Source organism: Clostridium collagenovorans DSM 3089, assembly GCF_900130005.1.
GTDB lineage: Bacteria > Bacillota > Clostridia > Clostridiales > Clostridiaceae > Clostridium_D > Clostridium_D collagenovorans.
In genome coordinates this window covers 308,327-322,720 of sequence record NZ_FQXP01000005.1, presented here as the reverse complement: position 1 = coordinate 322,720, position 14,394 = coordinate 308,327, and the positions used below count along the sequence as shown (strand labels likewise).

The 14,394-nt window shown below is 29.2% G+C and carries 11 protein-coding genes and 1 other annotated feature; of the genes, 6 read left to right on the top strand and 5 right to left on the bottom strand.

Annotation, left to right across the window (positions count from 1 at the left end; all coding sequences use genetic code 11):
- Positions 1–4 precede the first annotated feature (4 nt).
- On the bottom strand, positions 5–379 hold the full coding sequence (locus BUA48_RS07685) for an ArsR/SmtB family transcription factor (protein ID WP_072831468.1): 375 nt from the start codon (positions 377–379) through the stop codon (positions 5–7).
- A 353-nt stretch (positions 380–732) separates the two neighbouring features.
- Here BUA48_RS07685 and nrdD point away from each other — a divergent pair, with 353 nt between their 5' ends.
- Positions 733–2,847: an anaerobic ribonucleoside-triphosphate reductase gene (gene nrdD / locus BUA48_RS07680; protein ID WP_072831467.1), complete on the top strand. Its 2,115-nt coding sequence runs from the start codon at positions 733–735 to the stop codon at positions 2,845–2,847.
- A 285-nt stretch (positions 2,848–3,132) separates the two neighbouring features.
- Positions 3,133–3,642: an anaerobic ribonucleoside-triphosphate reductase activating protein gene (gene nrdG / locus BUA48_RS07675; protein ID WP_072831466.1), complete on the top strand. Its 510-nt coding sequence runs from the start codon at positions 3,133–3,135 to the stop codon at positions 3,640–3,642.
- Positions 3,643–3,752: 110 nt separating this feature from the next.
- Here nrdG and BUA48_RS07670 read toward each other — a convergent pair whose 3' ends face one another.
- The 3 genes from BUA48_RS07670 to BUA48_RS07660 all read right to left on the bottom strand — a co-directional run bounded on the left by BUA48_RS07670 (position 3,753) and on the right by BUA48_RS07660 (position 6,930).
- A complete protein-coding gene (locus tag BUA48_RS07670) occupies positions 3,753–5,138 on the bottom strand; it encodes an MATE family efflux transporter (RefSeq protein WP_242944317.1) in 1,386 nt (461 codons plus the stop codon).
- 268 nt (positions 5,139–5,406) lie between these two features.
- Positions 5,407–6,138 carry a beta/alpha barrel domain-containing protein gene (locus BUA48_RS07665; RefSeq protein ID WP_072831465.1) on the bottom strand — a complete coding sequence of 244 codons (732 nt, stop codon included), beginning with the start codon at positions 6,136–6,138 and terminating at the stop codon, positions 5,407–5,409.
- A 153-nt stretch (positions 6,139–6,291) separates the two neighbouring features.
- Positions 6,292–6,930 (bottom strand): MBL fold metallo-hydrolase, encoded by a 639-nt coding sequence (locus tag BUA48_RS07660; protein WP_072831464.1) that lies wholly within the window; start codon positions 6,928–6,930, stop codon positions 6,292–6,294.
- A 479-nt stretch (positions 6,931–7,409) separates the two neighbouring features.
- On the opposite strand from BUA48_RS07660, the gene BUA48_RS07655 reads away from it, so the two are divergent.
- On the top strand, positions 7,410–8,033 hold the full coding sequence (locus BUA48_RS07655; protein ID WP_072831463.1) for a hypothetical protein: 624 nt from the start codon (positions 7,410–7,412) through the stop codon (positions 8,031–8,033).
- 124 nt (positions 8,034–8,157) lie between these two features.
- Here BUA48_RS07655 and BUA48_RS07650 read toward each other — a convergent pair whose 3' ends face one another.
- The gene (locus tag BUA48_RS07650) at positions 8,158–9,423 is read right to left on the bottom strand and encodes a helix-turn-helix transcriptional regulator (RefSeq protein WP_072831462.1); all 1,266 of its coding nucleotides are present in this window, start codon (positions 9,421–9,423) and stop codon (positions 8,158–8,160) included.
- Positions 9,424–9,795: 372 nt separating this feature from the next.
- Between BUA48_RS07650 and BUA48_RS15560 the strand changes: the two genes are divergently transcribed.
- The 3 genes from BUA48_RS15560 (at position 9,796) to BUA48_RS07640 (ending at position 14,357) form a co-directional block, all read left to right on the top strand.
- Positions 9,796–9,960, top strand: a complete 165-nt coding sequence (locus BUA48_RS15560; protein WP_178138957.1) for a hypothetical protein — start codon at positions 9,796–9,798, stop codon at positions 9,958–9,960.
- 224 nt (positions 9,961–10,184) lie between these two features.
- Positions 10,185–10,421 (top strand) — a binding site (T-box leader).
- Positions 10,422–10,684: 263 nt separating this feature from the next.
- The gene (gene ileS / locus BUA48_RS07645; protein WP_072831461.1) at positions 10,685–13,801 is read left to right on the top strand and encodes an isoleucine--tRNA ligase; all 3,117 of its coding nucleotides are present in this window, start codon (positions 10,685–10,687) and stop codon (positions 13,799–13,801) included.
- Between the two features lie 169 nt (positions 13,802–13,970).
- Positions 13,971–14,357: a hypothetical protein gene (locus tag BUA48_RS07640; RefSeq protein ID WP_072831460.1), complete on the top strand. Its 387-nt coding sequence runs from the start codon at positions 13,971–13,973 to the stop codon at positions 14,355–14,357.
- Positions 14,358–14,394 lie beyond the last annotated feature (37 nt).

The window sequence follows — 14,394 nt, the reverse complement described above, 5'->3', positions numbered from 1 at the left end:
CTCACTATTCGTCAATATGATGAGCTGCCATATCAAAAATACCTTTAATATGATCGTCATCTAAAGAGTAGTATACAACTTTACCATCACGTCTATACTTAACTAATCTTGCTTGTTTTAAAACTCTTAATTGATGTGAGATAGCTGATTGATTCATCTCTAGTAGAGATGCTATATCACATACACACATTTCAGATTTAAATAAGGCATAAATTATTTTAATTCTAGTAGAGTCCCCAAATACCTTAAATAAATCTGCTATATTTTGAAGCTTTTCTTCATTAGGCATATCTTTTTTTACATCATTTACTATATTTTCATGTATCGTGGTACAACTGCAATATTCCATAGTAGCTTTATCTAAAGATGTTCTATCCATAAATTAACCCTCCATAACAATAAGTTGATATATAAACATATGAGCATTTATTCATATGTTATTATTAATATATCACTGAGGTATCAAAAATGCAACCATATAAATAAAAAAAACTTTAAATAAATAAAAAAAATTTCGACAATATAGAAAATTAAAAGGAAGAATAAAGCAATTCAAGAAAAAGATAAATATAAGTGTCAACAATAGAATTGATATAAAAATAGTAAGAAAATGAAGATAAGCAGATGTAAATTAAGATAGTATATTCTTAAGGTTTTTTTGAAAATTGATATAAAATCTTTTTATGAGTATAATTAGCAAGTCACAATATCTTGTATATAGGAGGGTGTTAAATGCTATATGTAGTTAAAAGAGATGGCAGGATTGTGGATTTTGACACAATAAAGATAACCAATGCTATAAGGGGTGCAGCCGATGAGATTGGTTTTATTATAAAAGAAAGTGAGTTAATGGAGTTAACTCAAAAGGCAATGACAAAATTAGAAGCTTTAGATAAGGATAAACTAAAGGTTGAAGAAGTACAAAATGTTGTAGAGACGATGCTACTTAGTAATGGACATAAAAACATTGGTATAGCTTATTCAAACTATAGAAAAGAAAGAACAAGAATAAGAGAAATAAAATCTGATTTAATGAAGGCTATAAATAAAATAGGTGTAGAAACAGATAGGGATAATGCTAATGTAGGTAATAATTTTAGTTCAAAGTTATTAAGAATTGCAAGTGAATCTAATAAGTGGCATAACCTTTCAATGATGCCTAAGCATTTGTCAAAGGCTCATGAAAATGGAGATGTATATTATCACGACTTAGATAGTTACAACTTGACAACAAATTGTCTCCATATACCAACAAAAGAAGTATTAGAAAATGGTTTTAATACAGGGTATGGATATATTAGAAAAGCTAAGAGAATAGAGTCAGCTGCTGAACTTTCCTGCATACTTTTACAAGCGACACAAAATGATATGTTTGGTGGACAATCTCACCCTGACTTTGACAATGATATGGGATATTTCGTTGAAATTACAAGAGAAGAAATAAGAAATGAATTAAGAGAATATGGAATAGAAGAAGAAAAGATTAATGATTTAGCAGAGAAGAAGCTTGAAAGAGTTGTTAGACAATCTATGCAAGGTATAGTATACAATCTTAATACTATGCATTCTCGTGCAGGGTCACAAGTTCCTTTCAGTTCTATGAATATAGGTATCCCAAACTCTAATGATAGTGCATTAGTATGTAAAATATTCTTAGAAGAATATGAAAAAGGATTAGGTAGAGGTGAACAACCAATATTCCCTAATATAATATTTAGAGTAAAAAGTGGGGTAAATAGAGAGAAAGAAGACCCATATTACTATTTATATAAATTAGCATGTAGAGTAGCTAGTAAGAGAATGAATCCAACATTTATGAATATGGATGCAGACTTTAATAAATTCTACTATGATCAAGGAATAGTTCCTGCAACTATGGGCTGTAGAACATATATATGTTCAAACTGCAATGGAGAAGCAGGTACAAAGGGAAGAGGTAATATTGCACCAACAACTATTAACCTTCCTAGATTAGGAATACTTGCTAAAAATGATATTGATAAATTCTTTACTTTATTGAATAGTAGATTAGAACTTGCTAAGGAATCTTTATTACATAGATATGACGTATTAAAACATTTAAAAGTTAAGGATTTACCTTTTGTAGCTGGACAAAACTTAATGAAGGGATCTGAAAACTTACATCCTGAAGATACTATAGAACCGATTTTAAAACAAGGTTCTTGGGCAATTGGATTTATAGGTCTTGCTGAAACTTTAACAGCATTAGTAGGATGCCATCACGGAGAAAGTGAAGAAGCTAAAGAGTTAGGAATTAAGATAATAACTCATATTAGAAATTATACTGATAATTTAATAAAAGAAACAAGCTTAAATTGGAGTACTTATGCAACACCAGCAGAAGGACTAAGTGGTAGATTTATATTACAAGATAAGGCTGTATTTGGAGATATTAAAGGTGTTACAGATAAGGAATACTATACTAATAGTTATCACATTCCAGTAGGACATCCAATATCAATTAAGGACAAAATTGATATTGAAGCACCTTATCATAAACTTTGTAATGGTGGTCATATTAGTTATTTAGAAATAGATGATTATCCATCAGAAGAAGTAGTTCAAAGTATAGTAGATTATGCATATAAGCAAACTAATATAAGTTATATAGGAATTAACTTCCATATGAGATATTGTAAAGAGTGTGGAGAAAGAATAGAAAGCTCTATGACTAAGTGCCCAAAATGTTCAAGTCAGAACATTCAAGGGGTAAGTAGGGTAACAGGATATCTTTCTTTAGATGAAAGATTTGGAGCTGGAAAACACGCTGAGAGATCTGATAGAACATCTCATAATGGAGAGCATGATAAGTTTTACGAAGTTTAATAATATAAAATAATTAATGGGAGTAGGGGATAACTATTCCCATTAATTATTTTATTTAAAAATGAATTTTAGGTTGATATATATAAGCTTTAATTAATTTTTTATATGTAGTTAGTGTTGTACTTATTTAAAGCATAGATATAAATATACTATATTGAATATTATTTATTGAAGAATATATAATTAAAAGTAGAATGGGTCTATAAGATTTATAACATTGAAGTTAGGATATTAAAATTGATATAATTATAGTATATATATTGGTTATAGGGGGAGAAAGCAACTATGGATACGAAGTTAAGATTAGCAGGTATAGCATATGAAAGTTTGGTAAATGGGCCAGGAATAAGAAGAGTATTTTTTGCTCAAGGATGCAAACATAATTGTAAAAGTTGTTTTAATAAAGAAACCCATGACTTAACTGGTGGAAAGTTAATGCCTATATCGGAGCTTATTAAAGATATGGATGAAAATCCACTTTTGACTGGAGTTACATTTTCAGGTGGAGATCCTTTAGAGCAAGGGGAAGCTTTTGCAGCCTTTGCAAAGGAAATTAAAAAGAAGGATTTATCAATATGGTGTTACACAGGATATACAATGGAATACATTATGGAGCATTTTAATGAGAGAAGAGGCTGGAAAGAGTTAATAAATAATATAGATGTATTAGTTGATGGAAGATTCGAAGAAGAGCATAAGGTTGAGGGCTTAAAATTTAAAGGATCAGCAAATCAAAGAATAATAGATATAAAAGAAACCTTAAAAAAGGGAAGAGTTATAACTTTAAAGTTTTAAGAATATAAGAAGTCTAGGGCTGTTATAGTAAGGAAATCTAAGAATATATTAAGCAAAATTTATGTTTTAATATATTCTTAGAAAAAAATCTTATTGTAACAGCCTTTTAGTTAGCCAACTCTTTTACTTTCCCAAGTACCTTTTTTATAGTAATAATACATCACTATCATAGAAGTGAAGTTAGCTAAGAAGAAGCAGCCCCATAGATAAGTACTAGATAACTTAAGCACAATAACCACTAATAACATACATGGTATTTGTACAATCCATCTTGAAATTATACTAGCAATTAAGAATGGAAGGTTATATCCTGAACCAGAAAATACAGAGCCCAATCCAGAGGATACAGCTGCAAATATTAATGAGGATATAAGTAACCTAATAGCAGGTATACCTGCTGCGATTACCTCTCTATCATCAGTGAATATTTTCATTAAGAATTCAGGGAATATAATAGCAATTAAAGATATTATAATCATTGCTCCCAAATTTATCTTAGTTGCTAATTTAGTTGTTGCCTTAGCTCTTGGTACATTATTTGCTCCTAAACATTGGCCAACTATAGAACTACTTCCTATAGAAAGTGAATTAAGTGGCACATATGAAAAATCTAGAAGTCTATTAACAATTCCCATAGCAGCAACGGCTGAGGTTCCATAGCTGGTTACAAGCTTTAAAGTTATGATACTTGCAAGTTGTCTCATAAGAGCTTCAAAACCATTAGGAAGGCCTATAGTTAATAGTTTCTTATCAATTTCCCAATCAAGCTTAAATAGGTCTCTAAAGATTATTTTAATCTTTGTTCTTCCACTTAAAAAAATCCAAAATCCTATTCCAAAGGCAACTACAGTTGATATTACGGTAGCTAACCCAGCGCCAAAAACTCCAAGGTTAAAACCAGGAATACTTGTCCCGGGAATAGTTTCGAATATCAATATAGGATCAAGAACTAAATTAACTATAGAAGCTACCACCATAATTTTCATTGGAGTTTTTGCATCACCTAAACATCTAAAAGCTGTATTAACCGTAAATGAAGAGAACATTATTGGTAAGAAAAATAATCTTATATACCCATAATCTAATGCTGCAGTTAATACAGAGGAATCAGTGGTAAAAAACTTAAGCAAAGGATTAAGTATGGCAGCCATAATAAATCCTGCTAAAACAGCAACTAAAGCCTTGAATGTAAAGGTTTGCTCTATAGCAACCCTAGTTTTTCTCATATCTCCTGAGCCATAACATTGAGCAATAAGAGATACAGAACTTGTGCCGATTATTTCATTTAATATTCCAACAAGCCAAAATATTGTTGAAAAAATAGTAACACCAGCCAGTGCTGATGAATTAAGACGACCTACCCACATCATATCTACTAAGTCATAAACCGACTGAAGTAAAAATCCCATTATAGTTGGAACTGACATGGCAAGTAAGTCATGTTTTAAATCCTTGTCAATTACATTTGTAATATTGTTCTCTGATATAAAAGCCACCCCCTAGCTAGTAATAATTATGCATACAAACAATATTATACAATTAAAATGCAAAATTTAATATACAATAAAGTACGATAAATGAGTAAATTAAGTTATTATATATAGATAATAATTAATTGTTGGAGAATTATTAGATTAGATAATTATTGATTCTTAGATAATGATTATGTTAATTTAAGATTAGCAATATTAATTGAAAAATAATTTAACCCCAAGAATTAAATTTCTTAGGGTTTCTTAAGTAACTGTTATGAGTCAATCAATCTTATTCATGGTTATGCTCGTCAGCTTCCTTATATTCTTTTCTGTATTTTTCCATTATAGTATTCAATATATCAGAAGCTATAGGTGGTGTATAAGTAATAGCATTAGCACCAGCGGCTATAGTTTCTCTTATTGATTCATCATTAGGACCACCAGTAGCTATGATAGGGAAATTAGGGAATTCTTTTCTTATTTCTCTAACAATATGAGCAGTTCTTTTAGCTCCTGATACATTTAGTATAGTAGCACCTGCATCTATTCTACCTTGAATATCCTCAAATTCAGATACAACAGTAACGATAATTGGAATATCAATTGTATCTCTCATTTGCTTTATAACCTCATTTGGTGTTGGGTTATTAACAACAACTCCCATTGCACCTTTGAATTCAGCATCAAGAGCAAGGTTTACAACTCTTTTACCAGTTGTTATACCTCCACCAACTCCGCAGAATAATGGAACATCAGCAGCTAAAATTAAAGCTTCAGTTATTATTGGTTGTGGAGTAAAAGGATAAACTGCGATTACAGCATCAGCATTTGTATTTTTTATAATAGCAACATCAGTTGTAAACACAAGAGACTTAAGTCTTTTACCAAAAATCACAATACCACTAGCATCTCTAATTGAGTTAGGAACTTCAAGCATATGATTTCTAAGAGTTCCTTTTATAACAGGTACGTTTTTACTTGTAGGTTTTACTTCTGGATTTGTCTTTGTAGTGTTACTCATAATAATCTCCTTTCCTATAACAAAATGTAAATAAAGTAAAATGTCAAAATAAGACAATAAGACTTTATATATTTCATTATACACTTTTTTATACTGTTTTAGATATATTATTCTATTATATATTCACAAGAAATACAATAAATTAACATGTTATTAATCTAAATAGTCTAAAATAATAACTTTATTTTTAAAATTCATAGTTTCTGGTAAGGTATAAACCTTAGAATGCACTTTTTCACCATTTTTGATATTTTGAATGAACTCTTCTAAACCCTTTATAGTAAAATTCAAGGCAGGTGTTTTGTAATGCATAGGAATAATTAATTTGCTATCAAGAACATCACATAACTTAACTGCTTCCTTTGGGCCAATTGTATAATTTCCACCTATAGGTATGAATAAAACATCAAGGTTATTTAATATATTTATAGTATCAAAATCTAAAAGATGTCCTAAATCTCCTAAATGAGCAAGCTTATATCCATCAGCTTCTATTACGAAGATAATGTTAGAACCTCTTTTAAGCCCCTTAACTTCATCATGATAAGAAGATATTCCATGTATCTTTATATTACCTAAATCATATGTCATAGGTTTATCTACTAAAGTAGGAGTTCCTTTAACTTCTCTTAAATAATTATGGTCATAATGATCATGACTTACAGTAATAATATCAGCATTACCAGTATATACATCATAACCTATAGTGTTATCAAAAGGATCAGTCAAAATTTTTGTGCCATCATTTGTAGTTATAAGAAATGATGAATGTCCAAGCCATTTAATTTCCATTTATATACCCCCAATAATAAATTTTACATATATCTTTTAAAACCTATTTACAATAGGTTTTACTAATATTATAGTATTATACAAACTAAGCTAAATTAAATCTACCTAATCACTATAAAATTATAGAGGAAATTACATATATTATAATATAAAAAAATAAAAAATGATCAATTTCATAGGCAATTCAATAAAGTATAGTGATATAAAAAACAGATTCGTTGTAAAGAAATCGACGTTGCAAGCATAAAATGTAAAAAAATCTACATAAAAACCCATGATAATTAAATAAAACGTAGAAATGTTGTTGAGAGTAACATTTGAATAAAAAATAAATAAATCCTATAGAAAAACGAAGTAAATAAATATGTTAAAGTGAATGTAATTTTTAATGGTACCTAAAAAACAATAGAGAGGTTTGAAAAAAAATATGGTATAAATTAGAATTAAGCTATAAAATATAAGGTTGAGGTGTTAAAATTATGAAAAAGAAAAGTTTAGCTTGTTTAACTGTAGCAGTAGCATTAATGGGATTAGCAGTTGTAAAAGTCGACATAAATAAAGAAGTAGCAGGACAAATAGGGGAGTCAATCTTTCATGTGATGAGAGGCACACCAGGAACAGTAGATTCCTTAAATGAAAATAAAGAAGTAGCAGGACAAATAGGAGAATCAATCTTTCATGTAATGAGAGGAGTACAAGGTAATGTAGACTTCTTGGATGCAAGTAAGGAAGTAGCAGGACAAATAGGAGAATCAATCTTTCATGTAATGAGAGGAGCACAAGGTAATGTTGATTTCTTAAGTGCAGATAAAGAAGTAGCAGGACAAATAGGAGAGTCAATTTTTCATGTAATGAGAGGAGCACAAGGCAATGTGGACTTCTTAGGTGCAGATAAAGAAATAGCAGGACAAATAGGAGAGTCAATCTTTCATGTAATGAGAGGAGCACAAGGCAATGTAGACTTTTTAGGTACAGATAAAGAAGTAGCAGGACAAATAGGAGAGTCAATCTTTCATGTAATGAGAGGAGCACAAGGTAATGTAGACTTCTTAGATGCAGACAAAGAAGTAGCAGGACAAATAGGAGAATCAATCTTTCATTAAATTATTTGATCATAATAAATAGAATAATTTTAAAGAATGAGAATTAAGATGTAAAATGAAAAATTTTATTTTCAGTAAGCATAAACTAAAATAACAACTTTAGACATAGCTAAAGTTGTTATTTTTATGCAAATATATTTTTGCTAAAGGATTTATCCTTATATGAATGTATATGATCTTTGTAAATTGGATTTTTAGTTATTTTGTATAATTTATCGTACAGAGCGATTAAATCTTTGTAATAAGATTTATTTATAAAATAATTTTCGCATCGCTTTAATAAATCTAAATCATCAGTAATCCATCCTTTAATAAAGTAATAATCTATTTTACCTGCTTTAGTAAGTTTGTTAAGATTAATTTCATTACATACCTTAAGACATTTTGTATAATCTTCGCTAATGAAGTAGGTTAATATTTCTTGAGCAAGTAAATTATTGTATGCAATTGGATCATGTTTAAATTGATACTTTAAATAAGTTAACATATTAATAGATTCATCGAATTTTTTCGAATGTATCAAAAATGTAGAGTGTGTACAATATAAAACATAATCTTTGTATAAATTACCATGATATTGAGACAGATTTAAGCAACGTTTTAAATATACTATAGCCTTATCATAATCATTTAAATTATAATATGAGATAGATAAATTAAAATTAAGCGTAGCAAATACATCTACATAAATAGTGTCTCTAGGAGTATCTAAAAAACTCTCAAGTAAGTTTATAGTTTCTGTGTATTTCAAGTTTCTATAATATATGGAACCAAGGTTACAGTGTATAATAGCACTTGATCTAGTATTAATTAAATTATACTTATATATATAGTTTTTAGCTAATATTAAATATTTAGTTGCTTTTTCACTATTATTATTTATAAGAACTATCTTGCACAATGAATTTAAGCACTCTACTACATATAAAGCATATTTTTTCTTGAATTCTTCATCAGAGTTTTTATAAAAGTTCAAGTATCTTTTCAAGGGCTTTAAAGCATCCATGTGCCTATCTATACTAAATAAGGACATACCATAATAGAAATATTTATTTCCATCAAGAATGTCGATAAAGGATTTTTTATTATATTCTACATACTTTACTATTCTAAAGTAATCATTTTCTTTGAAAAATTGTCCTATATCAAAGTCGCAGCCTAAATCCTTAGGATTATTAATAGTAGTATTTAATGAATTATTATCAAAAAATGATACTATAGGTACATTAAATATCTTAGCCAGATGCTGCAATTGTGGAATAGAAGGATAAGACTTTCCATTTTCGATTTTACTTAAAATACTTCTATTTAAAATTTCATTACATACATCTGATTGAGTTAAGTTTCTATCTAGTCTAAGTTGTTTTATTTTATTACCGAGCAAAATCATTATATTTATGTCCTCCTTTCTATAACGAAAATTGTTGAAAAATTTAACTTTCCAAAAAATAAAAAAACTTTAAAAAATAACTATAAAATAATTATATCACGGCAAAGTTTAAAAGTATATGTTGTTGTAAGTAACATTTACATAAAAAAAAAACCGTGTGGCTGCAATAAAGGCAAAAAGCTTGAATAATAGAGGATAACAAAGATATTTTATTAAATTTGGGTTATTTAAGGGATTTTACTAATTTGAAATAAAGACTTAAAATATAATTACAGAAGAGATTAACAGATAGTTCAAGAGAATTAAGCTTGAAAGGTTCGGAATTAAGTTTAAGAGAACTATATAGAAATTTGGTAGAAGGAGGGGAAAGAAGTGATTGCTTTTGACGAAATAGATATACGAATAGCAGATTTTAACCATTATTTTAACTTAAATAAATTTGAAAATAGAAATAAAGATGAAAAAATAAAGACAACTAAAAAGCATATAGAGCAGCATACTTCTGGATACACTTTTACATATATAGTTGAAGAATAAAATCAATAAATATGCAGGTAAGTAAGTAAATGCCTTGAAAAAGGCTGATACTTATTAAATATATATATTTACCCCTAAAATTAATAACCGTTTTTGTGAACTTTTAACGAAGTTCACCTTTTTTTTATTTACAGAGTTTATGGTTTGACAAGGGTAATTTACTGTAATATAATGAAAGAAATTAAATTATAGAGTAATTTAATAAAAAGATTAATACACTAAGTTTAGTGGCGTTGATTAGGAAGAGTAATTAATATCAAAGCTTTCAGAGAGTGAACGGTTGGTGTGAGTTTACAGTGAAGAATTAATGAAAATCACCTATGAGCTTATGATTGAAAAGTAATGAGTAGGTCATACGTAATTCTGCGTTAAAGGATAGAGTATAAAAATAATTTTTATTGAGTACTTGAAGAATTTTTACCATAGGTGGTATAGCGAAGATTATAGACTTCGTCCTATTTTAGGACGAAGTTTTTTTATTTTATGTTGTATTATAAATACATGTATAAATGTGTATTATATAAATAAATCTTAACTAGTGTTATATGGAAACTCTAATTTTATTTATAAAGAAAAGTATTTATCTGTATATATTAGTAGAAAAAATATAATTGAGGATTTAATATACTCTTGCGGTTATATGAGAAAATTATTTTATATAGATTTTACTTTAAGATTAGAGGGAACTTAAAATAAGCATTAATATATGAAAGGAGAAGTTATAATGTACAATAAGATTGATTCTACAAAAAGTTTTGCTCAAAGAGAAAAAGAAGTAGCTAAGTTTTGGAATGAGCATGACATTATTCAAAAAAACTTTGACCTAAATAAAGATGGTGAGTATTTCACATTTTATGACGGACCTCCAACGGCTAATGGTAAACCACACGTTGGACACGTTTTAACAAGAGTTATGAAGGACATAATACCAAGATATAAGGTTATGAAGGGGTATCAGGTTTTAAGAAAAGCTGGATGGGATACTCATGGTCTTCCTGTTGAGTTAGAGGTAGAAAAGGAACTTGGAATTTCAGGTAAAGAACAAATTGAAGAATATGGTGTAGAGAAATTCGTAAAAAAATGTAAGGATAGTGTATTTAAATATACTAGTCAGTGGAAAGAAATGTCTGAGATGATGGGATACTGGGTAGACATGGATAACCCATATGTAACTTATCATGATAATTATATAGAGTCAGTTTGGTGGGCATTAAAACAAATGTGGGATAAGGATTTATTATTCCAAGGACATAAAATCATGCCTTACTGTCCTAGATGTGGAACAGCTTTATCTTCTCACGAAGTTGCTCAAGGATATAAGGATGTAAAAGAAGCTACAGCAATTGTTAAGTTTAAGGTAAAAGGGCAAGATAATAAATATATATTAGCTTGGACAACAACTCCTTGGACATTACCAAGTAACGTTGCTTTAACTATAAATAAAGCTTATGATTATGTTGAAGTTTCACAAAATGATGAAGTTTATATCTTAGCTAAAGAATTATGTGCTTCAGTACTTGAAGGTGAATACACAATTTTAAAAGAATTTAAAGGTGAAGAACTTTTAGGTTTAGAATATGAGCAATTATTTAAATTTGAAACTCCAGAAGAAAAAGCCTTCTATATTATACATGGAGACTTTGTAACATTAAGTGATGGTACAGGGGTAGTTCATACAGCACCAGCTTATGGAGATGATGATAATAGAGTTTGTAAACAAAACAATCTTCCATTAATCAACTTAGTTGATAAAGCAGGTAACTTTGTAGAATCTGTTGAACCTTGGAAAGGTATGTTTGTTAAAAAAGCTGACCCTAAGATCATAGACTTTATGAAAGAAAATAATATGCTTTATAAATCAGAGAAGTTTACTCACTCATACCCACACTGTTGGAGATGTGATACACCACTTTTATACTATCCAAAGGATAGTTGGTTTGTAAGAACTACAGCATATAAAGAAAAAATGATTGAAAACAACAATAAAATCAACTGGTTACCAGACAATATTAGAACAGGAAGAATGGGTAAATTCTTAGAAAATAATATTGATTGGGGTATTAGTAGAGATAGATACTGGGGTACACCACTTCCAATCTGGGAATGTGAATGTGGTCATAAAGAGTGTATTGGAAGCAGAGAAGAATTAGAGCAAAAGGCGATGGATGCTGCTAAGGCTAAAGGAATAGAGTTACACAAACCTTACATTGATAATGTAGAATTAAAATGTGAGAAGTGTGGAAAAGAAATGCATAGAACTAAGGAAGTTATAGACTGTTGGTTCGACTCAGGATCAATGCCATTTGCTCAACATCATTATCCTTTTGAAAATAAAGAGTTAGTAGAGAAAAATTTACCAGCTCAATTTATATCAGAAGCTGTCGACCAAACAAGAGGATGGTTCTATACATTACAAGCGATTTCAAATGCTTTATTTGGAACAGCTCCTTTTGAAAACTGTATAGTTTTAGGTCACGTTCTTGATAAAAAAGGTATAAAAATGTCTAAGCATAAAGGTAACGTTGTAGATCCATTTACAGTACTTGAAAACCAAGGAGCAGATGCTACAAGATGGCATTTCTACACAGCTAGTGCACCATGGTTACCAACTAGATTCTCTGAGGATGATGTTGCAGAAACTCAAAGAAAGTTCTTAAGTACATTATGGAATGTTTACTCTTTCTATGTGTTATATGCTGATTTAGATAACTTTAATCCAACAGATTACAAGAATTTTAAATCAGAAAATGTAATGGATAAGTGGATGATGTCTAGATTAAACTCTCTAAATAAAAATGTTCAAGAGTTATTAGATAAATATGATATAACTCAAGCAGCTTTATGTATAGAGGACTTTGTAGATGAGTTATCTAACTGGTATGTAAGACGTAATAGAGCTAGATTCTGGTCTGAAGAACTAAGCGATGATAAGATAGGTGCTTACACTACATTATATAGAGTGTTAGTAGATTTAGTTAAGATTGCATCTCCATTTGTGCCATTTGTAACTGAAGAGATCTATCAAAACTTAGTTGTTAATTTAGATAAGGATGCAGAAAATAGTATTCACTTATGTAAGTGGCCAGAGGTTGACGAAGAGGCTATTAATGTTGAGTTAGAAAAAGAAATGAACTTAGCTTACAAAGTTGTTAAGTTAGGTAGATCTGCAAGAAATGCAGCTAACATAAAAAACAGACAGCCACTTTCTAAGATGTTATTATCAACTAAGGTTATACCAGAATACTATGGAGATATAATCAAAGATGAGTTAAATATAAAAGCTATAGAATTTGGAGCTGACGTTTCTAAATTTGTTAACTTTGAAATAAAACCTAATCTACCGGTATTAGGAAGAGCTTATGGTAAATTTATTCCTCAAATAAGAAAAGCTATTGGGGAAATGGATCAAATGCAATTAGCTCAAACTGTAAATAATGGTGGAGCTGTAAATATAAATGTTGAAGGTAATGATATAGAGTTGAATAAAGAGTCATTATTAATAAACATGAATGGTCTAGAGGGATATGCCTTTGCAGGTGAAGGTGAGATAGGTGTATTATTAGATACAACTATAACTGAAATATTAAGAGAAGAAGGACATATAAGAGAGATCTTAAGTAAAGTTCAAAACATGAGAAAAGAAAGTGGTTTTGAAGTTGCAGACAAAATCAACTTATATGTTACAGGAAATGAAATGCTTGAAGCTGTTATAAGAAAGTACGAAGATACTATTAAGAGAGATACATTAACTGTAGAAATTAAGTTTAATGAAGAAAAAGAATATACAGAGTTCAAGATAAATGGTGAAGAGTTAAAATTAGCTGTAGAAGTAGTTAAGTAATAAATTAAAGTAAGGCTTTAGCACAGGCTAAAGCCTTATTTTCAGTTTATAAAAGAGGTTAAAGGTTTTATTAGCAGAAAATTTACTTATAAAAGTGTAAGCTCACACATAATAATTATTATAGAGTATGTTAATAATGTTATATAGAGGTAGAAGGTGGGTGAAGTTTATGGATGGTAACATAGAAACATTATATTTGGTATGGAGACTTTCGGAAGATGAATCTATAACCATAGGAGAATTAAATAGAAAAGATAGGGATAAGTATTATTTTAAGTATGACTTAGAAGGTGTAAGAGAAGCAATTCACAAAGGGTTTCAGGTATTATCAACAATGCCTATTATAACCGCTAAGTATTTTAAAGAAGAATTATTTTCTATTTTTCAAAGAAGAGTAAGTGGAAAACATAAAAAAGAAATACTTGAAGACATAGAAGAAAAACAAGAAGAATATGATGATTTTGCATTGCTAATGATATCTAAGGGAAAATGTATTGATGATGGATTAGAGTTTGTTAGTAGTGTAAACAAGTCTATTGAGGATATAGAAATATAGTTTTTTTAGCATTGAAGTTTAGAGGGTTAAACTTTAA